Annotated in this window: 23 protein-coding genes and 1 tRNA gene; 9 read left to right on the forward strand and 15 right to left on the reverse strand. The window is 70.2% G+C overall.

All coding sequences use genetic code 11. The annotated features are described in order from the left end of the window. Window positions 1–1725, forward strand: coding sequence for an ATP-binding protein (locus AC0Z9V_RS03790; protein WP_485140745.1), 1725 nt, complete (start codon window positions 1–3; stop codon window positions 1723–1725). 31 nt (window positions 1726–1756) lie between these two features. After that, window positions 1757–2296, forward strand: coding sequence for a hypothetical protein (locus AC0Z9V_RS03795; protein ID WP_133080766.1), 540 nt, complete (start codon window positions 1757–1759; stop codon window positions 2294–2296). Between the two features lie 52 nt (window positions 2297–2348). Here the strand turns inward: AC0Z9V_RS03795 and metG are convergent, their stop codons facing one another. The 7 genes from metG to ilvD all read right to left on the reverse strand — a co-directional run bounded on the left by metG (window position 2349) and on the right by ilvD (window position 12174). Further along, window positions 2349–3923, reverse strand: a complete 1575-nt coding sequence (gene metG / locus AC0Z9V_RS03800; RefSeq protein ID WP_485140746.1) for a methionine--tRNA ligase — start codon at window positions 3921–3923, stop codon at window positions 2349–2351. A 45-nt stretch (window positions 3924–3968) separates the two neighbouring features. Then, on the reverse strand, window positions 3969–4898 hold the full coding sequence (locus AC0Z9V_RS03805; protein ID WP_485140747.1) for an acetamidase/formamidase family protein: 930 nt from the start codon (window positions 4896–4898) through the stop codon (window positions 3969–3971). A gap of 11 nt (window positions 4899–4909) precedes the next feature. Next, entirely contained in the window at window positions 4910–6502 is a 1593-nt protein-coding gene (gene serA, locus AC0Z9V_RS03810) for a phosphoglycerate dehydrogenase (RefSeq protein ID WP_485140748.1), read from the reverse strand. A gap of 136 nt (window positions 6503–6638) precedes the next feature. Next, entirely contained in the window at window positions 6639–7664 is a 1026-nt protein-coding gene (ilvC, locus tag AC0Z9V_RS03815; protein WP_208741431.1) for a ketol-acid reductoisomerase, read from the reverse strand. 50 nt (window positions 7665–7714) lie between these two features. After that, a complete protein-coding gene (gene ilvN, locus AC0Z9V_RS03820) occupies window positions 7715–8227 on the reverse strand; it encodes an acetolactate synthase small subunit (RefSeq protein ID WP_133080771.1) in 513 nt (170 codons plus the stop codon). Window position 8228: 1 nt separating this feature from the next. Then, window positions 8229–10109, reverse strand: a complete 1881-nt coding sequence (locus tag AC0Z9V_RS03825) for an acetolactate synthase large subunit (protein WP_459268672.1) — start codon at window positions 10107–10109, stop codon at window positions 8229–8231. A 361-nt stretch (window positions 10110–10470) separates the two neighbouring features. Continuing rightward, on the reverse strand, window positions 10471–12174 hold the full coding sequence (gene ilvD / locus AC0Z9V_RS03830) for a dihydroxy-acid dehydratase (protein WP_133080773.1): 1704 nt from the start codon (window positions 12172–12174) through the stop codon (window positions 10471–10473). Between the two features lie 222 nt (window positions 12175–12396). On the opposite strand from ilvD, the gene AC0Z9V_RS03835 reads away from it, so the two are divergent. Continuing rightward, a complete protein-coding gene (locus AC0Z9V_RS03835) occupies window positions 12397–12864 on the forward strand; it encodes a hypothetical protein (RefSeq protein ID WP_485140749.1) in 468 nt (155 codons plus the stop codon). A gap of 5 nt (window positions 12865–12869) precedes the next feature. Here AC0Z9V_RS03835 and AC0Z9V_RS03840 read toward each other — a convergent pair whose 3' ends face one another. Further along, complete coding sequence (locus AC0Z9V_RS03840) at window positions 12870–13844, reverse strand: 2-hydroxyacid dehydrogenase (RefSeq protein WP_485140750.1); 975 nt, start codon at window positions 13842–13844, stop codon at window positions 12870–12872. Window positions 13845–13929: 85 nt separating this feature from the next. Here AC0Z9V_RS03840 and AC0Z9V_RS03845 point away from each other — a divergent pair, with 85 nt between their 5' ends. Continuing rightward, window positions 13930–15057, forward strand: a complete 1128-nt coding sequence (locus tag AC0Z9V_RS03845; RefSeq protein ID WP_485140751.1) for a PQQ-dependent sugar dehydrogenase — start codon at window positions 13930–13932, stop codon at window positions 15055–15057. A gap of 105 nt (window positions 15058–15162) precedes the next feature. After that, a tRNA-Lys gene (locus tag AC0Z9V_RS03850) sits at window positions 15163–15235 on the forward strand. A gap of 364 nt (window positions 15236–15599) precedes the next feature. Here the strand turns inward: AC0Z9V_RS03850 and AC0Z9V_RS03855 are convergent. Continuing rightward, window positions 15600–15737: a hypothetical protein gene (locus AC0Z9V_RS03855; protein ID WP_208741437.1), complete on the reverse strand. Its 138-nt coding sequence runs from the start codon at window positions 15735–15737 to the stop codon at window positions 15600–15602. 301 nt (window positions 15738–16038) lie between these two features. Between AC0Z9V_RS03855 and AC0Z9V_RS03860 the strand changes: the two genes are divergently transcribed. From AC0Z9V_RS03860 to AC0Z9V_RS03870, 3 genes are all read left to right on the forward strand, one after another. Continuing rightward, window positions 16039–16281 carry a hypothetical protein gene (locus tag AC0Z9V_RS03860; protein ID WP_485140752.1) on the forward strand — a complete coding sequence of 81 codons (243 nt, stop codon included), beginning with the start codon at window positions 16039–16041 and terminating at the stop codon, window positions 16279–16281. A gap of 39 nt (window positions 16282–16320) precedes the next feature. Next, the gene (locus tag AC0Z9V_RS03865) at window positions 16321–17028 is read left to right on the forward strand and encodes a hypothetical protein (protein ID WP_485140753.1); all 708 of its coding nucleotides are present in this window, start codon (window positions 16321–16323) and stop codon (window positions 17026–17028) included. Window positions 17029–17124: 96 nt separating this feature from the next. Continuing rightward, entirely contained in the window at window positions 17125–17610 is a 486-nt protein-coding gene (locus tag AC0Z9V_RS03870; protein ID WP_208741733.1) for a VOC family protein, read from the forward strand. Between the two features lie 2 nt (window positions 17611–17612). On the opposite strand, the gene AC0Z9V_RS03875 is transcribed toward AC0Z9V_RS03870, so the two are convergent. The 5 genes from AC0Z9V_RS03875 to AC0Z9V_RS03895 form a co-directional block, all read right to left on the reverse strand. Further along, window positions 17613–18626 carry a cation diffusion facilitator family transporter gene (locus tag AC0Z9V_RS03875; protein ID WP_485140754.1) on the reverse strand — a complete coding sequence of 338 codons (1014 nt, stop codon included), beginning with the start codon at window positions 18624–18626 and terminating at the stop codon, window positions 17613–17615. 64 nt (window positions 18627–18690) lie between these two features. Next, complete coding sequence (locus AC0Z9V_RS03880) at window positions 18691–18879, reverse strand: DUF2795 domain-containing protein (RefSeq protein WP_133080780.1); 189 nt, start codon at window positions 18877–18879, stop codon at window positions 18691–18693. A gap of 59 nt (window positions 18880–18938) precedes the next feature. After that, a complete protein-coding gene (locus AC0Z9V_RS03885) occupies window positions 18939–19802 on the reverse strand; it encodes a glycosyltransferase family 2 protein (protein ID WP_485140755.1) in 864 nt (287 codons plus the stop codon). Further along, window positions 19799–21343: a PfkB family carbohydrate kinase gene (locus AC0Z9V_RS03890; protein WP_485140756.1), complete on the reverse strand. Its 1545-nt coding sequence runs from the start codon at window positions 21341–21343 to the stop codon at window positions 19799–19801. Before AC0Z9V_RS03890 ends, AC0Z9V_RS03885 begins: the two co-directional genes overlap by 4 nt. Further along, window positions 21343–22755: an aldehyde dehydrogenase family protein gene (locus tag AC0Z9V_RS03895; protein WP_485140757.1), complete on the reverse strand. Its 1413-nt coding sequence runs from the start codon at window positions 22753–22755 to the stop codon at window positions 21343–21345. Before AC0Z9V_RS03895 ends, AC0Z9V_RS03890 begins: the two co-directional genes overlap by 1 nt. 294 nt (window positions 22756–23049) lie before the next feature. Between AC0Z9V_RS03895 and AC0Z9V_RS03900 the strand changes: the two genes are divergently transcribed. Next, window positions 23050–24201, forward strand: a complete 1152-nt coding sequence (locus AC0Z9V_RS03900) for a glycosyltransferase family 9 protein (protein WP_485140758.1) — start codon at window positions 23050–23052, stop codon at window positions 24199–24201. Here the strand turns inward: AC0Z9V_RS03900 and AC0Z9V_RS03905 are convergent. Continuing rightward, entirely contained in the window at window positions 24167–24892 is a 726-nt protein-coding gene (locus AC0Z9V_RS03905) for an SDR family oxidoreductase (RefSeq protein WP_459268663.1), read from the reverse strand. The two genes, AC0Z9V_RS03900 and AC0Z9V_RS03905, sit on opposite strands and share 35 nt — an antisense overlap. Between the last annotated feature and the right edge of the window lie 51 nt (window positions 24893–24943).

Raw genomic sequence — 24943 nt, forward strand, 5'->3', positions numbered from 1 at the left:
GTGGGTCGGAAGGACGTCGTGGGGCAGGACGAGACAGCAGGACACGGAGCTCTGGCCGTCATCGCCTCGCCGTCCCTGCAGGACTGCGGTGAGCTCGAGGCACACCTCGTGGCGGAGGGCCTCTCGGCCCGGTCCGTCACCTCCCCGGAGGCCCTGCTGGAGAACGTCCTGGCGATCCACCCGGACGTGCTCCTCGTGGACCTTTCCATCGCGGCGGCCTACGCGGGCACCCTGGGAGACATCGTCGCGGAGCATGCACACCTCACCGGCCTTCCGGTGATCCTCCTGCTCCCCGAGGGCGGCGGCGGGACGCTCCCGGCCGGCCTGGCGCCCTACGTGTCGGACGTCGTGTTCCGCCCGGTCCGCCCCGCCGAGCTGCTCCACAGGCTCACTGCCGCCATCGCACGACGGCGGCGCCATCAGGAGCAGCGTGCATCCTCTGCACGACTGCGGGAGGACATGAGGCGCATCTCCGCCCGGATCAGGGCCACGAACGATCCCGTGGTGATGGTGGACCAGTTCCTCCCCGCCGTCGGGCGGGCCCTCGGCGCTCACCACCTCGCGCTCCAGGTCTTCGACGACGATCGTGTCGCAGCCCGCAGCAGCACCTGGAGCAGCGGGGAGGGTACGGCGAGGGCGTCCCTCGCGGGTCCGTCGCACCTGCAGCAGGACTCCGCCCTCACCCTCGCCCTGAAGCTGTGGGAAGACTCCGCCACCGCCGGATTCCGTGCCGGACCCGCCGCGGATCCCGACGCCGCCCCCGAGGCCGGCGACATCCGCACCCCCGGGTGGCTCCTCGACGCCGTCGGACGGGAGCGCACGGTCAGCGGGGTCGTCGCGGCCCTCGGTGAAGGGGACACCCCCTTCGGGCTGCTCTGGATCATCCGCGAGGGGACCCCGCTCGTCTGGTCCTCGGTGGAGGGCGCCCTGACGCACCACGTCCTCGGTAACCTCGCCCACGGCCTGATCCAGGCGCAGCTCATCTCCCGCCAGCAGCAGGCCGTGCGCAAGCTGCGCGCCCTGAACCAGGCGAAGAGCGATTTCGTCGGCACCGTCAACCACGAGCTGAGGACGCCGCTCGCGTCGATCGCCGGATACCTCGAGATGATCATCGACGGCGTCGGCGGGGAACTGCCGCCGGAGGCGAGCACCATGCTGCACGCCGTCGAACGCAACACCACGAAGCTGAGCGAGCTGATCGAGAACATCTCGGCCCTCTCCTCCCGGGAGACCGACGCGTCCGACTACGGGCCCGTGGACATCGTCCACCTCGTGTCCCAGCTCACGAGCCGCGCCGTGCTCGAGGCCTCGGCGGGCGGCCTCACCCTCGACTGCACCCTGCCGGACCATGCCATCACCGTCTCCGGTGACCGCGACCAGCTCTCGGCGGCGATCGCCATCGTCCTGTCGAATGCGATCAAGTTCACGCAGGAGGACGGCAGCGTGGCGGTCGGCCTGACCCTCGATCCGGGGCACGGGCACGTGGTCGTCCTCGTCAGGGACACGGGGATCGGTATCCCGCCGGACGACCTGCCGAACCTCTTCGACTCGTTCCACCGGGCCGCGAACTCCAATCAGGTGCTGCCGGGCGCCGGTGTGGGACTCTCCGTCGCACGGAAGACGTTCGAGGCACACCATGGGACTATCACGGTCGAATCGAGGCTGGGCGCCGGAACGGCGGTCGCCATCACGCTTCCGCTGCTGAATCCCGCTGCCGTAGGCTGATGAGCCGCACACATCCCGGAAGGAACACCCCATGACGCGCGCCGCGGTCGGTATCCCGGTCCATCAGCTGGATCTGGAGACGCTTCTGCCCTATCTCGACCTGCATCTGGTCGGCGCCACCAACGGCGTCCGGCTGTTCAGCGCCGCTCGGGTCTCCTGGGCCGGGACGCCCTACGAGGAGGACTTCACCCGACTGCGGGACGAGATCCGCGAGGAGCGTGCGTTCCTGAAGAGACTGATCCGGGCGCTCGGGCACCGCCCGGGCGTCGTCAAGATGACCCTCGCGCGGGCCATGTCCGTCGTGGCGGACCTGGACCCGCTCAACCCGCAGAGGCGCAGGGCCACGACCGGTGCGCAGCTGGAACTCGAGGCCCTGCAATCACTGCTCCGGGGGAAGGAGTCCCTCTGGTCCACACTCCTCGCACTCTCGCCGTCCGCGGACGCCGCTCCGGGGGATCCCGTGCTGAACCGGCCCGCCCTGGAGCGCCTGCTCGTCGCCTCGAAGCGTCAGCAGGACACGGTGGCGCGTGTCATGACGGAGACTGCGGCAGCTCGGTTCCTCCGGACCTGATCCCCGGCCGGCCCTGGCCGGACCGACCCCGGCCGGCCCGGACCCAGGGGCCTCAGGACTCGCCCGGCTCCTCGTACTTGGGGAAGACCGGGGACGGTGCGGGAAGGTCCGTACCGGGCTCGATCCGCCGGTCGAGTGCCGCGAAGCGGCGCAGGGCGTCGTCGTGCTCCGTCCCCTGCCCGAGGGCTGTCAGGATCCGCCCCGCGCTGCCGGGCATGACCGGCTGGGCCAGGATCGCCACCACCCGCAGGACCTCCAGGGTCACGTACAGCACCGTGTTCATGCGCTCGGTATCGGTCTTCCGGAGGACCCATGGCTGCTGGTCGGCGAAGTACGCGTTCGTGTCGCCGAGCACGGTCCACACGGCCTCGAGTGCGCGGGAGAACTCCTGCCTGTCGTAGGCCGCACGGCTGGCCTCCAGCAGGGCGTGGGCCTGGTCGAGGATCGCGGTGTCGGCGGACCCGAACTCCCCGGGCTCCGGTACCGCGCCGCCGCAGTTTTTGGCGACCATCGAGAGCGAGCGCTGGGCCAGGTTGCCGAAGTTGTTGGCGAGGTCGGAGTTCATGCGTCCGACGACCGCCTCGTGGCTGTAGGAGCCGTCCGCACCGAACGGTACCTCCCGGAGGAGGAAGAAACGCACGGAGTCCAGGCCGTACTGGTCCACCCAGTCCGCCGGTGCCACGGTGTTGCCGAGCGACTTGGACATCTTCACCCCGCGGTTGTGCAGGAAGCCGTGGATCATGACGCGCTTCGGCACCTCGATGCCTGCGGACATCAGAAAGGCGGGCCAGTAGATGGCATGGAAGCGGGAGATGTCCTTGCCGATGACATGGACGTCCGCGGGCCAGAACCTGCGGAAGCGCTCGGACTCGGTGTCGGGGAATCCGACGCCGGTCAGGTAGTTGGTGAGCGCATCGACCCAGACGTACATGACGTGCCGGGGATCGCCCGGGACCGGGACGCCCCAGTCGAAGGTGGTGCGGCTGATGGAGAGGTCCTCCAGGCCGCGCCGCACGAAGGAGATGACCTCGTTGAACCGGGGCTGCGGCGCACCGAACTCGGGCTGCGCCGCGTACAGGTCGAGGAGCTTCTGCTGGTAGGCCGAGAGCCGGAAGAAGTAGCTCTCCTCCTCGGTCCAGGTGACCTCGGTGTCGGTCTCCCTCGCGTACCGCACGCCGTCCTCGCGGACCTCCGTGTCGTCCTCGGCCCAGAACGCCTCGTCGCGCACCGAGTACCAGCCGGCGTACTTGTCGAGGTAGATGTCCCCGTTGGCCTCCATCCGCTTCCAGATCTCGGTCGCGGCGGCGTAGTGGTCCTCGTCGGTGGTCCGGATGAACCGGTCGTAGGAGGTCCCGACGACGTCGTTCATCTCCCGGAACGCCAGCGCGTTGCGCGTTGCCAGGTCCCGGACCGGGATGCCCTCCCGGTCCGCCGCCTGCTGCATCTTCAGGCCGTGCTCGTCCGTGCCCGTCAGGTACATGACGTCGAAGCCGTCGAGGCGCTTGAAGCGAGCCATGGCGTCGACGGCGATGGTCTCGTAGGCGTGCCCGATGTGCGGCACCCCGTTGGGGTAGGAGATGGCCGTGGTGATGTAGAACGAGGGCTTTGCGTCAGCTGCGGAGGTCACCCTATGAAATTACCCCGGCCCGCACGGATTTGCCCAAGCGCGGCGTCAGGCCACCCCGACGGCGTCGAGCCCGAGCACGGCGTGGACACCCCAGGTCTGGTTGGCGATCTGCGTGACCCGGAGGTCGACGACGGAGCTGGCGAGGGCCAGGGCCGCCTTCCGCTCCAGGCCGTACAACTGCTGGAGCCAGGTCAGCATGGCGCCGAGCGCCTGCGCCGTCGCTCGGTTGAGGTCCGCATCGAACCCGAAGGTGATGCGGGCCGACGGGGTGAGCGCGTGGATGCTCGCCAGCGGCGCATCGCGCACGAGGTCGACCGTGACGGTGGTCGTCATGCCGCACTCGATGGCCGTGCCGCCCACCTCTCCGTCGCCCTGCGCCGCATGCCCGTCGCCGAGGTGGAGCAGCGCGCCGGGGACCGTGACGGGCAGGAACAGGGTGGAGCCGGCCGTCAGTTCCCGGCAGTCGATGTTGCCGCCCCCCGCAGCCCGCGGCGGCGTCGTCGAATGCTCCCCCGGCTCGGCCGGCGGCAGCCCCACCAGGCCGAGGAACGGCGCGAGGCGGACGACGTGCCCGTACTGGTTGGTCCCGGTCCCGGCGTCCCGGTCGAGGTCCCACAGCAGCCACGCCGGGTCCGTCCCCTCGAGGCCCAGGCTGCGCGTGAACGCGTCGTCCCGCTTCCCGGTCACCGTCCAGCCCCAGTCCGCGGGCTCGAGCGCTTCGAGACGGACGGCGAGCACGTCGCCCGGCTCGGCCCCGACGACCTCGATGGGACCGGTGAGGGCGTGTCCGCGCCGGTCCGGGAAGCGGTAGGGTGTCACGGCTCCCGGCGACTGCTGCCGCTCGAGGTGCCCCCAGGCGTCCAGTGATTCGACGACCACGCGGTCCCCCGGGTTGATGCGGAGGACGGGCGGCGTGTCCCGCGACAGGACCTGCACCGCGGTCGACTGCTCGGCTGCGAGGTGGTGCGTGGCCATGAAGGCTCCCCTCAGTCCTGGAGGTCCACTTCGCGGGCCACGGTGGCACCGATCTCGGCGCGGATCGCGTCGAGGACGTCCTGCGGCACGGAGCTGTCGACGGTGAGCAGGGACAACGCCTGGCCGCCCTCCTTGTTCCGCGCCACCTGCATGCCGGCGATGTTGATGTCCCGCTCACCGAGGAGCCGCCCGAGTGCTCCGATCACGCCGGGGCGGTCGGTGTACAGCAGCACCAGCAGGTGGTCGCTGATCGGGATCTCCAGGTCGTAGCCGTTGACCCCGACGAGCTTCTCGACCTGCTTCGGTCCGGTCAGCGTCCCGGCCACCGAGATCTGGCTGCCGTCGGAGAGGGCCCCGCGCAGCCGGAGGACGTTTCGGTACTCCTCCGATTCGGGCGTGGTGACGAGCCGGGAGGTGATGCCGCGCTGCTCCGCGAGGACGGGCGCGTTCACGTAGGAGACCTGCTCCGAGACGACGTCGGTGAACACGCCCTTGAGCGCGGCCAGTTCGAGGGCCTTGACGTCGAGCGAGGCGATCTCGCCGGCCACCTCGATGTCGATCCGGGTCAGGGAGGCATGCGTCAGCGCCGTGAAGATGCGGCCGAGCTTCTCCATGAGCGGGATGCCGGGACGCACGGCCGGATCGATCACCCCGCCCGCGACGTTCACGGCGTCGGGCACGAGCTCGCCCGCGAGGGCCAGGCGGACGGACCTGGCGACCGAGATCCCGGCCTTCTCCTGGGCCTCCTCGGTGGACGCCCCGAGGTGGGGTGTCACCACGACGCTGTCGTGCGCGAAGAACGGCAGGTCCGTGCTGGGCTCCTGGACGAAGACGTCGACGCCGGCTCCGGCGATCTGGCCCTGCTCGAGTGCGGTGTGCAGTGCTTCCTCGTCGACGAGGCCGCCGCGTGCCACGTTGACCACGTAAGCGGTGTCCTTCATGAGGGCGAAGGCCTCCGCGCCGAGCATCCCGACGGTCTCGGGCGTCTTGGGCATGTGGATCGTCACGAAGTCCGCCTCGCGGAGCAGCTCGTCGAGGGACACGAGACGGACGCCGAGCTGTGCCGCCCGCGCGGAGGTGACGTAGGGGTCGTACGCGAGGATCTGGGTGCCGAAACCCTGGAGGCGTGCAGCCACGAGGGCACCGATGCGGCCGAGCCCGATGATGCCGATGTTCTTCTCGTACAGCTCGGTGCCCGAGTACTTCGACCGCTTCCACTCCCCCGCCTTCAGGGCGGCGCTGGCCTGCGGGATGTTCCGGGCGAGGCTCAGGATGTGCCCGACGGTGAGCTCGGCGGCGGAGATGATGTTCGACGTCGGTGCGTTGACGACCATCACGCCGGCCTGGGTGGCCGCCTTGATGTCGACGTTGTCGAGGCCCACTCCCGCGCGGGCGATGACCTTCAGCTTCGGTGCCGCGCGGATGGCCTCCTCGTCCATCCGGGTCGCCGAGCGGACGAGGACGGCGTCGACGTCGGCGAGTGCTGCCAGCAGCTGGGAGCGGTCCGCTCCGTCGGTGCTGCGGATCTCGAAGTCCGGGCCGAGTGCTTCGACAGTGGTGGGTGAGAGTTCCTCGGCGAGGAGGACGACGGGCTTGGGAGTCACGGGAGGTTCCTTCTGCGGATTTCGGCGGTTCAAGCGGGACGGATCCGGCCCGGTTCAGGGGCCGGACATACCTCCGGCAGGACACCTGCTCGTCGCTGAGCGTTGACCACGTGTCCTGCCGGCGGGAGGGCGGGCGCTAGCGCGCTACGGAACCCTCGGTGTAGTCGTCGTTCGTCTTGATCCACGAGAAGAGCTTGCGCAGCTCCCGGCCCGTGCTCTCGATCGGGTGGTCCTCGCCCTTCTTGCGCAGCTCGGTGAACTCGGGCGCTCCGGCGTCCTGGTCGTCGATGAAGCGCTGGGCGAAGGCACCGTTCTGGATGTCCGCGAGGACGGCCTTCATGTTCTCCTTCACCTCGGGGGTGATCACGCGCGGGCCGGAGACGTAGTCGCCGTACTCGGCGGTGTCGGAGACGCTCCAGCGCTGCTTGGCGATGCCGCCCTCGACCATGAGGTCGACGATCAGCTTGAGCTCGTGCAGTACCTCGAAGTACGCGACCTCGGGCTTGTACCCGGCCTCGGTCAGCGTCTCGAACCCGTACTGGATGAGCTGCGAGGCACCACCGCAGAGGACGGCCTGCTCACCGAACAGGTCGGTCTCGGTCTCCTCCGTGAAGGTCGTCTCGATGACGCCCGCGCGGGTGCCGCCGATCGCCTTGGCGTAGGACAGGGCCAGGTCGCGTGCGGTGCCGGACGCGTCCTGCTCGACGGCGATCAGATCGGGGACGCCGCGGCCGGCCTCGAACTCGCGGCGGACGATGTGTCCGGGTCCCTTGGGTGCCACGAGGGCGACGTCGACGTCGGACGGGGGCTGGATGTAGCCGTAGCGGATGTTGAAGCCGTGCCCGAAGAAGAGCGCGTCGCCGGCCTGCAGGTTCGGCGCGATGTCGTCCTTGTACACGTGGCGCTGCACCTGGTCGGGCGTGAGCACCATGATGAGGTCGGCCTCCGCGGTCGCCTCGGCGACCGAGAGCACCCGGAGCCCCTCGGCCTCGGCCTTGGCGCGCGACGCGGATCCTTCCTTCAGCCCGACGCGCACGTCGACGCCGGAGTCACGCAGGCTCAGCGCGTGGGCGTGGCCCTGGCTGCCGTAGCCGATGACGGCCACGGTGCGGCCCTGGATGATGGAAAGGTCTGCATCGTCGTCATAGAACAACTCGGTCACGGGTATTTCTCCTTGGGGTGGGTGCTGCTGGAAAGGTGTGGAACGGATCGTCAGGCGCTGCGCAGGGCGCGGTCGCTCATCGACTTGGCGCCGCGGCCGATCGCCAGGGTGCCCGACTGCACGATCTCGCGGATGCCGAAGGGCTCGAGGACGGACAGGAGCGCCGAGAGCTTCTCGGGCGTTCCCGTCGCCTCGATGATCAGCGAGTCGATCGCCACGTCGACGACGGACGCGCGGAACAGGTCCGCGGCCTGGGTCACCTGCAGGCGCGTGGCCGCGTCGGCCCGGACCTTGATCAGGACGTGGTCGCGCTGCACCGACTGCTCGGTGGTCAGTTCGACGATCTTGATGACGTTGATGAGCTTGTTCAGCTGCTTGGTGACCTGCTCGAGGAGGTCTCCCTCGGCTTCCACCACAACGGTGATGCGGGACATGCCCGCGACCTCGGTCGGTCCGACCGCAAGCGAGTTGATGTTGAACGCGCGCCGAGCGAACAGGCTGGCCACGCGAGTCAGGACGCCGGGTACGTCCTCGACGAGCACGGAAAGGGTGTGTCGTGCCATGTCAGTCCTCCTGCTCCCAGGTCGGGGTCATGTTGCGGGCGATCTGGATGAGGTCGTTGCTGACGCCGGAGGGGACCATCGGCCACACCATGGAATCGCGGCTCACCACGAAGTCGATGACGACGGGCCGGTCGTTGATCGCCAGGGCCTGCTCGATGGTGGCGTCGATGTCCTCGTCGCGCTCGCAGCGCAGGCCCACGCAGCCGTAGGCGTCCGCGAGCTTCACGAAGTCGGGGACGCGGACGGTGTCGTGCCCCGTGTTCAGGTCGGTGTTCGAGTACCGGCCCTCGTAGAAGAGGGTCTGCCACTGCCGCACCATGCCGAGGGACGAGTTGTTGATGACCGCGACCTTGATCGGGATGTTGTTGATGACGCAGGTGGCCAGTTCCTGGTTGGTCATCTGGAAGCAGCCGTCGCCGTCGATCGCCCAGACCACGCGGTCCGGGTTGCCGACCTTGGCGCCCATCGCGGCCGGCACGGAGTACCCCATGGTGCCGAGGCCGCCGGAGTTGAGCCAGGCGTGCGGGCGCTCGTACTGGATGAACTGCGCCGCCCACATCTGGTGCTGGCCCACGCCGGAGACGAAGACGCCCTCGGGCCCCGTGAGCTCGCCGATGCGCTTGATGACCTGCTGCGGAGCCGACAGGCCGTCGTCGGGCTGGGTGAAGCCCACCGGGTAGGTCTCGCGCAGGTGGCGGATGGTCTTCCACCAGGCCGAGATGTCCGGGCGCTCCTGCGCCTCGAACGAGTCACGGACCGCGGCGGTCAACTCGGGGATGATCTCCTTGACTGAGCCGACGATCGGGACGTCCGCCGTACGGTTCTTGGAGATCTCTGCGGGATCGATGTCCGCGTGGATGACCTTCGCGTTCGGGGCGAAGCTGGAGAGCACGCCGGTGACGCGGTCGTCGAAGCGTGCGCCGAGCGTGATCAGGAGGTCCGCCTGCTGCAGGGCCGTGACGGCCGACACCGAGCCGTGCATGCCGGGCATGCCCACGTGCTGGTCGTGGGAGTCGGGGAAGACGCCGCGGGCCATCAGCGTGGTGACCACGGGCGCGCCGACGAGTTCGGCGAGTTCCTTCAGTTCGGCCGCGGCATGGGCCTTGACGACGCCGCCGCCCACGTAGAAGACCGGGCGCTGCGAGGCGCTGATCAGGCGTGCGGCCTCGCGCACCTGCTTGGAGTGCCCGCGGACCACCGGCCGGTAGCCGGGGATGTCCACCTTCGGCGGCCAGGAGAAGCTCATCTTCGACTGCTGGGCGTCCTTGGCGACGTCGACCAGCACCGGGCCGGGGCGTCCCGTAGTGGCGATGTGGAACGCCTCGGCGAGGACGCGCGGGATGTCCTGGGCGTTCGTGACGAGGTAGGAGTGCTTGGTGATCGGCATGGTGATGCCGACGATGTCCGCTTCCTGGAAGGCGTCGGAGCCGATGAAGGCGCTGGAGACCTGGCCCGTGATGGCCACCATGGGAACGGAGTCCATGTGGGCGTCCGCGATGGCGGTCACGAGGTTGGTGGCCCCGGGGCCCGAGGTCGCGATGCAGACGCCCGGCCGGCCCGTCACCATGGCGTAGCCCTGGGCCGCGTGTCCCGCGCCCTGCTCGTGCCGCACCAGGATGTGCCGGAGCTTCGTGGAGGCCATCAGCGGGTCGTACGTCGGGAGGATCGCGCCGCCGGGAAGGCCGAAGACGTCGTCGACGCCGAGTTCCTCGAGCGACCGGACGATCGCCGCGGAGCCGAGCATCTCGACGGGGCCCACGACACGATTGGGTCCGCGGACCGCACTCGCCGGGACGGCGGGCGGAGTCTCGCGCGCGGGTGCTGCGGGAGGTGCTGGCCTTGCTGCCAGCAACGCTGGACTGATGGGCGATCCCTTGGACATCTTCGACTTCCTTTGGAGCGTTCGCTGCACTGCTGCAGTTCTGACTGCGGACGGACTTCCGCGCGCTTCTTCCTCGCTGACGGGGTGTGTCGACAAAAAAACCCCTCAGCCTTGTCGGGCTCTGCGAGGGGTTGCGCGTGACTGCAGTCGTCTACCGGACGGGCTTCAGGCCACGCGCTGGGTAAGGACGACGACTACGGGTTGGAGCTGCATACCTGTAGTTTCCACGCCCCCGCGAAAGGGTGTCAAACGCTCCCCTTCCTGTCTCACATGATGGACACGGCGTCCAGTTAGTGGACATTAACGCGAGCGGTGCCCGGGCCGGAGATCGCCTCCGGCCCGGACCTCGCCGGCGACGCCCCTAGCCCGTGTACGCGCCCATGGAGGCGGAGTGCACAAGTTTCGCGTACTTCGCCAAGACACCCTTCGTGTAGCGGGCCGGGAGCGGCTCCCACCCCACCCTGCGCTGCTCGAGCTCCGCTTCGTCCACGAGGAGGTCGAAGCTCTTCGCCGCGATGTCGACGCGGATGCGGTCGCCGTCGCGCACGAAGGCGATGGGGCCGCCGTCGACCGCCTCGGGCGCCACGTGCCCGATGCACAGACCGGTGGTGCCTCCGGAGAACCGGCCGTCCGTCAGCAGGAGGACGTCCTTGCCGAGCCCGGCACCCTTGATGGCGCCGGTGATGGCGAGCATCTCGCGCATACCCGGGCCGCCCTTGGGCCCCTCGTAGCGGATGACGAGGACGTCACCGGCCTGGATCTCGCCGGCATCGAGCGCGTCGAGGGCGCCCTGCTCACGCTCGAACACGCGGGCGGAGCCCTCGAAGACGTCGGCGTCGAAGCCGGCGCTCTTGACGACGGCACCCTCGGGGGCGAGGGAGCCGTGCAGGATGGTGATGCCACCGGTCCTGTGCAGCGGGTTGTCGAGCGCGCGAAGGATCTTGCCGTCGAGGTCCGGCGGGTCGATCTCCGCGAGGTTCTCCGCGAGCGTCTTGCCGGTCACGGTCAGGCAGTCGCCGTGCAGCAGTCCTGCGTCCAGGAGCGCCTTCATGATGACCGGCACGCCGCCCACCTTGTCGACGTCGAACATGACGTAGCGGCCGAAGGGCTTGAGGTCGCCGAGGTGCGGGATCCGGTCGCCGATGCGGGTGAAGTCGTCGAGCGTGAGGTCCACCTCGGCCTCGCGGGCGATCGCCAGGAGGTGGAGGACGGCGTTCGTCGAGCCGCCGAAGGCCATGGTGACCGCGATGGCGTTCTCGAAGGCCTTCTTCGTCATGATGTCGCGGGCCGTGATGCCGAGGCGCAGCAGGTTCACGACCGCCTCGCCGGACTTCCGCGCGTACATGTCGCGGCGGCGGTCGACCGAGGGCGGCGCTGCCGAGCCGGGCAGGGACATCCCGAGGGCCTCACCGATGCAGGCCATGGTGTTCGCCGTGTACATCCCGCCGCAGGCGCCCTCACCCGGGCAGACGGCGCGTTCGATGCTGTCGAGGTCCTTCAGGCTCATCTTGCCCGCGGCGCAGGCGCCGACCGCCTCGAAGGCGTCGATGAGGGTGACCTCCTTCTCGGTGCCGTCCTCGAGCTTCGCGAAGCCCGGCATGATCGTTCCCGCATACAGGAACACGGAGGCGAGGTCGAGGCGGGCAGCAGCCATGAGCATGCCCGGCAGGGACTTGTCGCAGCCCGCGAGGAGGACGGAGCCGTCGATGCGTTCGGCCTGCATCACCGTCTCCACCGAATCCGCGATGACCTCACGGGAGACGAGCGAGAAGTGCATCCCCTCGTGGCCCATCGAGATGCCGTCGGACACCGAGATCGTGCCGAACTGCATGGGGAACCCGCCGCCGTCGTGCACGCCCTCCTTGGCTCCCTCCGCGAGGCGGTTGAGGGACAGGTTGCAGGGGGTGATCTCGTTCCAGGAGCTGGCGACGCCGATCTGGGGCTTGGCGAAATCCTCGTCGCCCATGCCCACGGCACGCAACATCCCGCGGGACGGTGCCGCGTGGATGCCGTCCGTGACGACGCGGCTTCTTGGCTTGATGTCTGGAGTTGTTTCCACGGTCATGGTCAAAGCCTAAGCCCGTGTTGCGGGCGGGTTTCGCCATGTGACCCCGCTGTTACAGCCTCCTGCGGAGTCGGCGGAAGAGCCTGCGCGGTGCGGCGTGACTCCTCGTGCTGCCCGATTCCGCTCCGGTACAGTGTGGATCTCGTGGGCGGGAAACGGCCAGGCCGCACCACGAACTCCCCGCGGGGACCCGACCGACAGCCCCTACCGCAACGGCGTGATATGACTCCCGATGAGACTCCTGCAGCCACCCGACCGCTCGACGGCGGACAGGGACTGAAGAACGCCCTGCGCCGTGTCTTCGACGGGCAGATCCCGAACTACGGCGACTACAACCTCGTCTTCGCGGCCCAGCAGTCCCGCGGCGTCCGCGATGCGGGGACGGCGGCCGTCGGCTACGTGGTCGGCTACCGCTGGAAGCCCGCGGAACTGATGATCGCGCCGGTGGACCTGACGGCGATCACCGGTGCCGGTGTGCCCGTGGAGGTCAACATGACGAACCTCGCCCACGCCCTGCAGTGGGACGACACCTCCTACGAGGTGGGCACGAGCACCGGCCGGATCTTCCGCTTCGGCGTGCTGGCCGCTCCCGTCCTCGACATCGGCCCGGGCAGCCCCCTGCGGCTGGCGCAGGACGAGGACCTGATCGACTTCACCTCGTTCATGGACGCCTTCATCGCGATGGCGTGACCCGCCTAGTGCCCCCAGGTCCCGCGCCGCACGAGGTTGGCCGGCTCCTGTCCGCTGCCGAGCAGTTCCACCTGGCGCCGCAGCAGCGCGAGGATCCTCGGCGGGAAGGCTCCGGTGTTGCCTCCGATGTGCGGAGTGATGATCACCCCGGGAGCGCTCCACAACGGATGGCCCTCGGGTAGCGGCTCCGGATCCACCACGTCGAGCGCGGCCTTCAGGCGCCCGGCCATGGCCTCGCGGGTCAGTGCCTCCGTGTCCACGACCGCGCCGCGCGCGACGTTGACCACGAGTGCCCCGTCCGGCAGGGCTGCCAGCACCTCGCGTCCCACAAGTCCCCGCGTCGCATCGGTGAGCGGCGTGATCACGATCACGACGTCGTGGTGCGGAGCCAGGTCCACCAGCTCGTCGCTGCCGTGGACCTGCCCCAGGTCGTCCTCGCGTGCGGTACTGCCGACCCTCGTGACCACCGCCTCGAAGGTGGCGAGCCGCTTGCGGATCTCCTCACCGATCCCCCCGACGCCCACCAGGAGCACGCGGCGGTCCGCCAGGCCCGGATAGCGGGCGCTGTGCCACCGTCCCTCGGCCTGCTGCCGCACGGCGTCGTCGATCCCGCGCAGCGAGGCCAGGGCGAGGCCGACCGCGAGTTCGGCGGTCGCCGCTGCATGCACGCCGGCGGCCGTCGCGATCGCGACGTCCGGCCCCACGAGGTCCGCGACGCCGTCGTACCCCGTCGACTGGGTGTGCACGAGCCGGAGGTTCGGAGCGGCATCGAGGGCGCCGTCCAGATGGGCGCGCCCGGTGTAGGGCAGGACGGCGGCGTCGAGGTCCGCCAGGTCGAAGTCCTCGGGCGGCGTCGCGAAGTCCCAGAGCACGACCTCGACGCCCGGCGAGGCGTCGGTCAGTGCGTCCCGCAGCTCGGCGGACGGGACGCTGAGGGTGCGGACGGTCTGGACAGGGGCGGGCGGTGCGGAATTCGTCATGGCGCCAGCCTAGTGTCGCGGCGTCGCCCTCCCGCCCGGTCGGCGATCGGTGGACACCCTCTCCACCCCGGCCTAGGGTCGGACCATGTCAGCCGCAGCACGGCGATCCGCCCGGGCCGCATCCCGCGCGCACATCCGCGCCTTCTCCCCGGCCGGCGCCGTCCTGCTGATCCTGCTCGTCGTCCCCGGCTGCTCGGACCCGGCCGGGGAGGAACCGGTGTACGCCGGGGCGTCCACCACCGCGGGTACGAAGCAGCCTCCGGCCCTGCCCGCCCTGTCCTACGCGGGCGACGCCGTGACGGGCCTCGACCTGCCCTGGTCCGTCGTGGTGCTCGACGACGGCGCCCTCCTCGTCGCCGAACGCGAGACCGGAGAGATCGAACGCTACGACGGCACGGCCGGAGAGGTCATCGGCAGCATCCCGGAGGCAGCCTCGGCGGGCGGTGAGGGCGGCCTCCTCGGTCTCGCCGTCGAGCCCGGTCCGGTTCCCGGGGCGATCTACGCGTACTACACGTCGGCCGCCGACAACCGCGTGGTCCGGCTGCCATGGTCCGACGGACGGCTCGGAGCGCCCGAACCGGTCCTGACCGGAATTTCTGCAGGCGACATCCACAACGGTGGCCGGCTCGCCTTCGGTCCGGACGGCCACCTGTACATCGGCACGGGCGATGCAGGAGTGCGCGGGAACGCCCGGGACCCGTCGAGCCTGGGCGGCAAGATCCTCCGCATCACGGCCGACGGCGCGGTACCCGCCGACAACCCGACGCCCGGTTCCCCGGTCTACAGCGTCGGCCACCGCAATGTGCAGGGGCTCGCGTGGGACTCGGCGGGCAGGCTCTGGGCCACGGAGTTCGGGCCGGAGGTCGACGACGAGCTGAACCTCATCGAACCCGGGGCCGACTACGGCTGGCCGGACGTCACTGGGGCGCCGCATGATTCCCGCTTCGTCGATGCGCAGGTGGTGTGGCCGTCGACGGCGTCGTCCTCGCCGAGCGGCATGGCGATCGTCGACGACGTGGCGTACATCGGCGGCCTGCGGGGGCAGCGCCTGTGGCAGGTCCCCCTGGTCGCCGGGACGGCGGGCGAGCCGGTGAGCCACTTCGACGGATCCTACGGGCGGCTGCGGGACGTGGTGGCCGGCAGCGACGGCTCCCTGCTGGTCGCGACGAACGAGCCCGGCAACGCGAGGATCCTGCGCGTCCGGACCGGCTGAGATCGGGGCCGAGCGGCTCGGTTTCATGTTTCCGCCGAAGTGCTGGTAGAGTTTCATGCTGTTGCGGATGACCTGAACCGGTGAAATCGGGAGGGAAAACGCCACGCACCTCTAGCTCAATTGGCAGAGCAATTGACTCTTAATCAATGGGTTCCGGGTTCAAGTCCCGGGGGGTGCACAACAGGACCCCGCGTTCCAGGTCTCGCCGCCTGGGATGCGGGGTTTTGTCTTGCCCAGCACGAACGCGCCCCATCCTCCGCGGAGGATGGGGCGCGTTCGTCCTCGACGGGACGGGCCGGATCAGTACAGCGGTTCGTCGGGTCCTGCGAGGACCACGGCGTTGTTCCGCACTCCACGGATCCACCGCTTGAGGGCGATAGTGCCCCTTCTCAGAAACTTCATCGTTCTCGACCAACCTCTCCCGGTACCGACAGTAAGCCCCCTGTCTTTTATAGCGGAAGAACCTCGGCGCCCGCTGGGAACGCACTGCTCGACCTCCGGGCCGCGCCGTGCATGACCGCCACCGCGCCGGGACGCGCCCCTTACGGCTGGTTCTGCCAGCCGTCCTCCCCCATGGCGCGGGGAAGCGCGAGCAACAGGAGCAGGGCCGCCTTGTGGTCGAGATCGTTGCCGCCCGGGGAGGACAGGCGGAACTGGGCGAGGGTGGCGAATTCCTTCATGGCTGAGACCCATCGTGCGAGGAGAAAGAGGAGACCGGCACCGGCTGCGAGAGCCGTTGGAGGAACTGTACAGCGATCGGCCCGCAGCACACCGGAGCCCCGTCGGAGTTTCCGGCTGCGTAAGCACGCGCTGCATCTCCCACCGCGGTCCCCACCGCGGTCCCCCACCGCGCGATCGGGCCGTCGACCCGCGGGTCGCCGCCCTGCCGCCCGTCAAGGGCCCTCTCCGGTTCCACCGCGCGTTGCACCGGCTTTCCGGGCGCGTGCACGATGGCTGATATCCCACTCCCGGAGGACCACCATGTTCAGGAACGCGGCGGATCGACCGCCCACCATCGAATTCCATCCCTGGCCGCGACCGATCCCGACGCAGTACCTCGTGTTCCTGCAGGTCGCGGCGCTGCTCACGCTGGTGATGATCCTCCTCCTGACGGTCCTGCCCTCCCTGTCCTTCCTGCACTTCCTCGTCAGCGTGCTGGTCCTCGTCTCGTTCTTCCGACGGGCCCGCAGGCAGCACTCCCACCGCGAGGACGCGAACGACTGACTCCCCCGGCCCCGCCCTGCGCGGGCCTACGATGGACGCGTGAACGAAATCCTGTCCTTCGCAGGCAGCTACTGGTGGCTCGTCTTCCCACTGTCCGGCGTGTTCGCCGTCTGGGGGCGGCACTGGTCGGAGGCGAGCGAGCGACGGCACCAGCGCAAGATGGAGCTGTACCGCCTGAAGCATCCGGGCGTCCTGCACGGCGCGCACGTGCAGGCCGGGCAATCCGAACCTGTGCGCCGCCCCGAGCGCGACGTGCAGCACGTCGAGCGCATGCACGACGAGGTCGACAGGAGATGGCTGTCCTACGAACTCGATGCGGCGAAACTCATCGACTACCCCATGATGACCGACGTCCGGGAACCGCTCACGGTGGCGTTCCTCCGGGCGAAGCGCGAAGCCGACGCCCTGCGTCCCGAGGACCCCTCGACGGTCTCGGCGGAGGACCTCGCCGCCTACCGATCCGCCGTCACGTCCTACGACGTCGCGTTCCAGATCGCCGAGACCGAGGCCCGGCGTGTCCGCGCGAGCGGCTTCAGCGTGCAGGAGCGCCAGCGTCTGGACACGGCCCGGCAGCTCGTGACGGTTGCCGTCGACGACGCCGCCACGGCCGCGGAACGCCAGACCGCCTACCGCCGTGCCCGCCGGGAGCTCGACGGACTGATCGTGCTGCCCGATGCCACGATCACCTCGCTCGAGGAGAAGGTGGCCGGGGCGATCGGTCCGCGCCCCGAGCCCTCACCGTCGTGAGCCCAGCGGCACCCTTCCCTCCCTGCCCGTGCTGGACAATAATTCCAGCATCATGACAGGGGCGTGGCGGAAGCCACCCGGCAGGAGGCGGACACCATGGCAGCGACGATCAACACCTACCTCAACTTCAAGGACACCGCCGCACAGGCGATGGATTTCTACCAGTCCGTCTTCGGCGGTGAGCTGCAGCGGAGCACGTTCGCCGAGTACCAGGTGAGCGAGGACCCGGCGGAGCAGGACAAGATCATGCACTCCATGCTGACGACGCCGTCGGGTCAGGTCCTGATGGCCGCGGATACACCGAACAGCATGGAGTACAGCGCTCCCGCCGGGCACTCGCTGTCGGTCAGCGGCGACGACGAGGCGGAACTCCGCGGCTACTGGGAGGCACTCGCCGGAAGCGGCAGCGAGATCGTGCCGCTGGCGCAGTCGCCCTGGGGCGACAGCTTCGGCATGTGCATCGACGGCTTCGGTGTCACGTGGATGGTCAACATCGCCGGCGCTCCGGCTGCCGCCGGTGCGTCGGAGGACGGTAGCACCGGCGCCCGGTCCGACGCGGTGGGCGAGCCGAGCGGCGTCTGAGGTCAGGAGGCCGCGCCCGCCTCGAAGCGCAGTGTGGGCTCGTCCGGCGTGGAGAGCGTGAGGACGGCCTCCTCGATCCGCTCGTGATCCTCGATGTCGCGCTCCACCGCGCGGAGTACGACGGCGACGTCGTGCTCCGGGTGGTCTCCCACCAGATCCACGGCAGCGACGAGGTACAGGCGTTCCGGCCCGACGTACTCGAGGTGCAGGTACGTCACGCGCTCGATGCTGTCGTGCGCTCCCAACCGCTGCGCGACCGACTCGAGCAGGGCCGGCGAGACGGCCTGGCCGACGAGGAAGCGGCGGTTGCGGTCGATCAGGATCACGGCGATCACGCCGAGCAGCACGCCGACCAGGATGGAGCCGACCGCATCGGGCACGGGAGAGCCGGTGAGCTGGTGCAACAGGATCCCGAGGAACGCGATGACGAGCCCGATGAGCGCCGCGGAGTCCTCGGCGAAGACGGCGCGCAGGGTGGGGTTCGACGTCGTGGAGACGCTCTCCAGCGTGCTGGTGCCCCGCTCCTGGCCCGCCTTCCTCGCCTGGCGGAAGGCCTGCGTGAAGGAGACTCCCTCGAGGACGAAGGCCAGCGCGAGGACGATGTAGGCGATGCCGTAGTCCGCGGCCGGCTCGGGCTCGATCAGTTGCTGGACCCCGTGCGTGATGGACACGACGGCACCGGCCGTGAACAGCCCGAACGCCGCGAACATGGACCAGACGTACGCCTCGCGCCCGTAGCCCAGGGGATGGGAGGGGTCCCGTCGGCGCCTGGACTTGCGCTCGGCGATCAGGAGGAAGATCTGGTTGCCGGTGTCCGCCCACGAGTGGGCCGCCTCGGCGGTCATCGAGGCCGACCCGGTGATGACCGCTGCCACCGTCTTCGCAGCAGCGACGAGGAAGTTGGCCACGAAGGCGATGACGACGGTCAGCGGGCCCTCGCCACCCGGCGACTCCTTCCGCGGTCCGTTCTCGCCGGTCCGTGCCCCCTGCCCTGCGGGAGATGCCTGGTTCTTCATGCCGTCCTTCCGGGACGCCCGGTGCCGGCGGCACTCCTGCAGGAGTGCCGCCGGCGGTCGGGTGCTACTTGGATGCTTCCTTGTTCACATCCGTCGGCGAGTCGAACTCGCGGTCGGGAAGGTTCCTGAGCGTCTCGAGGACCGCGTCGTCGGCCCCCTTGTCCTCTGCGTGCTTGACCAGGTCCTCCTTCGAGGCGGGGTAGTCCATGCCGCCCAGTGCCTTCTGGATGTCGATCGGACTCGGATCTGCCATGGTGTGCTCCTTCGTATCGGTTCGGTTCCCTTGCACGTGCTCCCGGTGCGGGAGCACCGTCACTGGCCCAGGATCACGTGGGCAGCGTCTATGGCACGGTCGGTCACCGTGGTGGGCGCCTCGAGGTGCACGGCCCCCGAGGGGATGATGCCTGCTCCGCCGTAGCGTTCCATCACGCGCCACTGGGCGGCGACGTCCTCGCCCGCGTGCCCGGGTGGGAGCTGGTCCCAGAAGTCGAATCCCCCGCACTCGACGAGTGCCGCGCGGTCGAACAGCACGCATCCTCCGACCCAGGCGACGCGGTAGAGGCGCCATTCGCCCGGCGGGATCGCGAGCTCGGCTGCGGCGTGCGCCAGGTTCGCGGCGTTGTGCAGCGGCCAGCGGGCAAAGCCCTCCGAGCCCGGGTGGATGCGCTCGGGCGACACCTCGTCGCCCGGCCACAGGGACAGCCCGGAGCGCTCGTGCGGCCTGGAGTCCGGGAGGTAGGACAGGCCCTGGACCGCTGATCCGACGAATCCGCACCCGGCCGCCCGCAGCGCCCGGTACATACGGTCCAGCGAGCCGGGCTCGAGCCAGACATCGTTGTCGAGGAACAGGACGAACGGAGCGCCGGCCAGGTCCAGCAGGTAGTGCCGGTGCTCCGCCAGCCCCCTGCGCGGCAGGTGGCGTTCGAGGTGCACTTCCCGCCCCTGCGCCCGGAGCACCCGGACCATCGCGCTCACGGCGGGCTGGAGGAAGGACTCCGCCTCTCCCTCGGTCTGGTCGCTCACGATCACGCGGAACGGCACACCCTCCTGCGCGGCGAGCCCCGACAGCGTGACGGCCAGTTCCGCGGGCCGGCCGAAGGAGGGGATGAGCACGTCGACGACGGGATCGTCTCCCGGAACATCCAGTGCCCACTCCCCCGACCAGCGCCTGGTCACGGCATATCCCCCGCGAGCCGGGTGGACCGGATCTTCCGCACCACGGCGGCGGTGGACCGTTCCGGCACGTAGTCCAGGATGCTGACCCGTCCGCCGCAGGCCTCCACGGCCGGGGTCTCCTCGAGCATCTGGGCGGTGTAGTCGCCGCCCTTCGCGTACACGTCGGGCTTCAGCAGCTCGATCAGGGGGACCAGCGTGTCCGTCCCGAACACGGTGACGTAGTCGACGCAGCTCAGGGACGCGATGATGCCCGCCCGGTCGGCGATGGGGTTGATCGGCCGGTCGGGACCCTTGAGCCGACGGACGCCGTCGTCGTCGTTGAGTGCGACCACGAGGACGTCGCCGAGTTGCTTCGCCTGGTTGAGGTAGCGCGTGTGCCCCCGGTGCAGCACGTCGAAGCAGCCGTTGGTCAGGACGATGCGGCGGCCGGCGGCGCGGTCCTCCTCCACCTTCCTGAGCAGGTCCGCGGTGGCCAGCGCGGTGTCCGCGAACTGCTGCAGGTGCCCGGTGAGGTCTGCGGTCGTGCACACGGAGGTCCCGGGCCGGTGGACGACGACGTCGGCCGCGGCCTGGGCCAGGTCCAGGCTGGTGGTGAGCGGCAGGCCTGCCGCGCGGGCGGCGGTGAGGCTGGCGACGAAGGTGTCGCCCGCGCCGGACGCCTGCTTCTCGGTCGCGGGTTTGGCCCACGTCCGGTGCTCCTCGCCGTCCTGCCCGAGCAGCACCGTGCCGTCGCGGTCGAGGGTCACGACGACGGCTGCCGCGTTCGTCGCCGCGAGGAGCTCCCGGCGCCGCTCCGTCACCGTCGCGGCCCTGTCGGACCGCGGATCGAGGCGCGTCGCCAGGACCTGCGCGGCCTCCTGGGCGTTGGGCGTGACGATGTCCGGTCCGAGCACGGCCCAGCCCGCGGTGTCGTGGGCGTCCACGACCACGAGGGTGCCCGGGTCGATGCTCGACGCACGGCCGAGCGCCACGCGCACCTCCTCGCCGAGGGCGCCGGACCCGTAGTCGCAGACGACGACGGCATCCGCCCCGGCGACGGCGCCGGGGATCCGTGCGGCGAACGCGGTGACGGCTGCCGCGGACAGCTGCTCGGGGGTGTCGTCGATCCTGAGCATGACCTGGTCACCGCCGAGGATCCGGTACTTCGTGGTGGTGCCGACGCGGGGGTCCTGCACGAGGTCGGTGGTGTCCACCCCGGCGTCGTCCAGGATGGTGCGGAGGCGCCGTCCGGCGTCGTCCGTGCCGATCAGCCCGCACATCCGCACCCTCGCCCCGAGTGCGGCGAGATTCATCGCCGTGTTGGCGGCACCGCCGGCGGCGTAGTCCCGTCGGGTGATGTCCACGACGGGGGCGGGGGCCTCACGGCAGAAGCGTTCGATCGTGCCACTCCACCAGCCGTCGAGCATCGCGTCCCCGACCACGGTGACGTGCGGGGCACGGTCGGCGATCGCGGCGGGCACCCACGCGGCGAGCCCGCGCACGTCCGACAGATCGGCTCCGTCGCGGCCGCCCTCGGGGTGGTCCTGCAGCCCGTCACCCATCAGGCGCCGTCCTGCGGTGGAGCGCTGATGTGGACCACCTTCACGAGGGCGAATTCGTCGAGCAGTTCGGGTCCGTAGCCGAAGCCGGCCCCACTGATGCCGCGGGGCTGCGCGGAGCCGCCGGGTGCACCGCCGAACACCGCATTCACCTTGACGGTGCCGACCGACAGCCCGGCGATCGCCCGCTGCGCGTGCGCGATGCTGCCGGTGAGGACCGATGCGGCGAGCCCGTAGGGACCCGCCGCCGCGAGGCGCAGCCCCTCGTCGAAGCTGTCCACCACGGTCACGGGCGCAACGGGTCCGAAGGTCTCCTCCGCCATGATCGTCATGGTCTCCGTGCAGCCCGCGAGCACCGTCGCGGGGTAGTGCGATCCGGGGCCCGCGGGCACGACTCCACCCTCGAGGCGCTCGGCACCGAGGCTGACGGCCTCGCCGACCTGCGCGTCGACGGACTCGCGCATGCGCCGGTCCACGAGCGGCGGGAAGGTCCCGCTCCCGTTGCGCTGCCGGGCCTCGAGGGTGAGGGCCGCCAGGAAGGGTTCCGCGATGGCCCGATGGACGTAGATGCGCTCCACCGAGGTGCAGATCTGGCCCGCGTTGGCGAAGGCTCCGAGCGCCGCCTGGCCCGCCGCCCAGACCGGGTCGACGTCGGCGTCCACGATCAGCGGGTCGTTGCCGCCGTTCTCGCGGATCACGTGCGCGCCCGTGAGGACCGCGGCGCGGGCGATCCGGGAGCCGGTGGCGCTCGAGCCGACGTGGGCGAAGACGTCCACGTCCGCCTCCATCGTGATCATCTGGCCCACCTCGGCGCCACCGGTCAACGTCGTGAGGACACCGTCCGGGAAGGCCGGCTGCAGCAGCCGCCCGAGCAGCTCACCCACGTGCGGGCACCGTTCGCTGGGCTTGTGGAGAACCGTGTTGCCCGTCACGAGGGCAGCGCCGATGAGTCCGGCGGCAACCGCCACCGGGTCGTTCCAGGGAGTCAGGAGCGCCGCGACGCCGCGCGGTTCCGCGACGGTGTAGTCCGTGGCCGTCACGGCTCCCCGCAGGCTCAGGCCACGGTGGACCGGGCCGAGTTCCGCGTACTGCTCGAGGGTGGAGATGCCGGCCTCGATGCCGCCGAGCGCATCCGCCAGCGGCTTGCCCGTCTCCCGGGTGTTCAGTTCCGCCAGTTCCTGCGCGCCGTCCCGCAGCGCGGAGGCCGCACGGCGCAGGGCCGCACCGCGATCGGCCGGGCTCGTGGCCGCCCATTCGGGCTGCACGGAGCGGGCCAGCGAGACCGCGAGGGAGACCTGCTCGCGGACGGCGCAGGGCAGGGTCCCCACCTCGCTGCCGTCCCGGGGATCGAGGATGGTGAGGGACGTGTCGTCCTGCACATCAAGCACGATATGTGCCTGGGAGTTGATGGACATTGCGCTCCTTGATGTCGTGTACCGCCGCAGCTCGTTCCACCACGCGGCTAGTGGTCCCGTACCCCGCTCCCGCGTGTTCACACACGCCGTCGGCCGATTTCTGCGCCCGGCGCATCCATCAGCACGCTTAGCATAATGTGGCGGGAGAAGCAGCGGCGGGCCGCGCTTCCCGGCACCGGCCGATGGACAGCGGGAGCAGCGCTGTGTAGAGGTGGGGAACAGCCGGCGTGCGCCCGCGCTGCCACGGAAGCGGACGGCCATGGGCCGGCAGGGACAGGAACGGGGAAGAATCCGATGCAGCAGGACACGACGGCGGATTTCGGCGGACGGCACGACACGGCGAGGTCGGTGGGCCCCGTGCTCGCCCCGTTCCGGGACATCCGGCGGATCGCCGTCCTGCGGGGTGGCGGCCTCGGCGATCTCATGTTCGCGATGCCGGCCATCGCCGCGCTCAAGAACCGCTATCCGGAGGCCGAGATCACGCTGCTGGGCATGCCCGGTCACGCCGCGCTGCTCGAGGGCAGGCCGGGACCGGTGTCCGCGGTCCTGGAGCTGCCGGTCTTCCCCGGGGTCCGTCCCGGTGCCGAGGATCCGGACGCGGTCGAGCGGTTCTTCGACGGGGTCCGCGGGTCCTTCGACCTGGCGGTCCAGCTCCACGGCGGCGGGCGCAACTCCAATCCGTTCCTGCTGCGCCTTCAGGCACGGCACACCGTCGGTACCCGGACGCCCGACGCCGTCGGGCTGGAACGCACGATCCCGTACGTCTACTACCAGCACGAGGTGTTCCGCGCCCTCGAGGTCGTCGGCCTGGCCGGGGCGGTGCCGACCGATCTGGAACCGAGGATCCAGGTGCTGCCGCAGGAGGTCGAACGGGCGGCCCGGCTGACCGGGGAGGGCGCCGTGGTCGCACTGCACCCGGGTGCCACCGACCCGCGCAGGAGGTGGCCGTCGTCGTCGTTCGCCGAGGTCGCGGTGCGCGCAGCGGCGGACGGCTGCGAGGTGCTGGTCGTGGGTGACGGGACGGACGTCCCGGCGGCCGAGGAGATCGTACGCCTGGCGCTCGAGCAGGACCCGGCGGCCGATGTGAGGTCGCTCGCCGGACAGCTGTCGCTGGGCGAGCTGACCGGGGTCCTGGATCGCAGCGCCGTGATGGTCGGCAACGACAGCGGCCCCCGGCACCTCGCGCAGGCCGTCGGCACGCCGACCGTCGGCGTCTACTGGATCGGTAACGTCATCAACGCGGGGGCGATGGGACGCACCCTGCACCGCGTCCACTTCTCCTGGGTGACGCGGTGCCCGGTGTGCGGCGTGGACGTCACGCAGGTGGGCTGGACGGCCGAGCGATGCGAGCACGATGACTCGTTCGTCGCGGCCGTCCAGCCCGCCGTCGTCTATCCGGACGTGGCCGAACTCAGGGCCACGAGCCTTCTTCTGCGTGGGCGATGACCATCTCGCGGATCTCGCAGCTCTTGGGCTGCGAGAGCGCGAAGAGGATCGCCTCGGCGACCCGCTCGGGGTCGTTGAGGCGTGAATCGTCCTGCGGCTTGTACTGCTCGTCGCGGTCGTCGAAGAAACGCGTCTTCATGCCGCCGGGGATGATCGTCGTGACGCCGATCTGGCCGGCGGTCTCGGCGGCGAGGGCCTGCGAGAAGCCCATCACCCCGAACTTGGAGGCGCAGTAGGCCGTCGCGTCGCCCACGGCCTTGATGCCGAGCGTCGAGGCGATCGTGACCACGCGGCCGTGCGACTCCTTCAGGTACGGCAGGGCGGCGCGGGCTGTGGAGGCCGTGCCCATCAGGTTCACGCCGATCACCTTCTCCCACTGGTCGGCCGGGACGGTGTCGAGCGCCCCGCACCGGTCGATGCCCGCCGCGGTGACGACGGCGTCCAGGCCGTCCATCGTCTCGGCGGCCTCCCGGACGGCTGCCTCGACGGCCGCACGATCCGCGACGTCGACCTCGAAGGCCTTGACGCCCGTGACGCGGCTGATGTCGCGGTCGAGCACCACCGGGGTGCCGCCGGCGGCGATGACGCCCTGGACGATGGCCGCGCCGAGGCCCGAGCCCCCGCCCGTCACCAGGACCCGTCCCGGGTTGTAGCCGCTGGTCCCCGGAGTGGTGGTTGCGTTCTCAGTCATGCTGTTCCTTTCGTTGCGTGCGCCCGGCGCAATCAGGCCGAGCACGGATCT

The organism is Arthrobacter sp. UYP4, from assembly GCF_057291175.1.

Coding starts and splice junctions, on each gene's coding strand:
- AC0Z9V_RS03795 (WP_133080766.1), top strand. CDS start 1,757: ATGACGCGCGCCGCGGTCGGTATCCCGGTCCATCAGCTGGATCTGGAG.
- AC0Z9V_RS03805 (WP_485140747.1), bottom strand. CDS start 4,898: ATGGCCACGCACCACCTCGCAGCCGAGCAGTCGACCGCGGTGCAGGTC.
- ilvN (WP_133080771.1), bottom strand. CDS start 8,227: ATGGCACGACACACCCTTTCCGTGCTCGTCGAGGACGTACCCGGCGTC.
- AC0Z9V_RS03825 (WP_459268672.1), bottom strand. CDS start 10,109: ATGTCCAAGGGATCGCCCATCAGTCCAGCGTTGCTGGCAGCAAGGCCA.
- ilvD (WP_133080773.1), bottom strand. CDS start 12,174: ATGACCGTGGAAACAACTCCAGACATCAAGCCAAGAAGCCGCGTCGTC.
- AC0Z9V_RS03835 (WP_485140749.1), top strand. CDS start 12,397: ATGACTCCCGATGAGACTCCTGCAGCCACCCGACCGCTCGACGGCGGA.
- AC0Z9V_RS03840 (WP_485140750.1), bottom strand. CDS start 13,844: ATGACGAATTCCGCACCGCCCGCCCCTGTCCAGACCGTCCGCACCCTC.
- AC0Z9V_RS03845 (WP_485140751.1), top strand. CDS start 13,930: ATGTCAGCCGCAGCACGGCGATCCGCCCGGGCCGCATCCCGCGCGCAC.
- AC0Z9V_RS03855 (WP_208741437.1), bottom strand. CDS start 15,737: ATGAAGGAATTCGCCACCCTCGCCCAGTTCCGCCTGTCCTCCCCGGGC.
- AC0Z9V_RS03860 (WP_485140752.1), top strand. CDS start 16,039: ATGTTCAGGAACGCGGCGGATCGACCGCCCACCATCGAATTCCATCCC.
- AC0Z9V_RS03870 (WP_208741733.1), top strand. CDS start 17,125: ATGGCAGCGACGATCAACACCTACCTCAACTTCAAGGACACCGCCGCA.
- AC0Z9V_RS03875 (WP_485140754.1), bottom strand. CDS start 18,626: ATGAAGAACCAGGCATCTCCCGCAGGGCAGGGGGCACGGACCGGCGAG.
- AC0Z9V_RS03880 (WP_133080780.1), bottom strand. CDS start 18,879: ATGGCAGATCCGAGTCCGATCGACATCCAGAAGGCACTGGGCGGCATG.
- AC0Z9V_RS03890 (WP_485140756.1), bottom strand. CDS start 21,343: ATGGGTGACGGGCTGCAGGACCACCCCGAGGGCGGCCGCGACGGAGCC.
- AC0Z9V_RS03895 (WP_485140757.1), bottom strand. CDS start 22,755: ATGTCCATCAACTCCCAGGCACATATCGTGCTTGATGTGCAGGACGAC.
- AC0Z9V_RS03900 (WP_485140758.1), top strand. CDS start 23,050: ATGCAGCAGGACACGACGGCGGATTTCGGCGGACGGCACGACACGGCG.
- AC0Z9V_RS03905 (WP_459268663.1), bottom strand. CDS start 24,892: ATGACTGAGAACGCAACCACCACTCCGGGGACCAGCGGCTACAACCCG.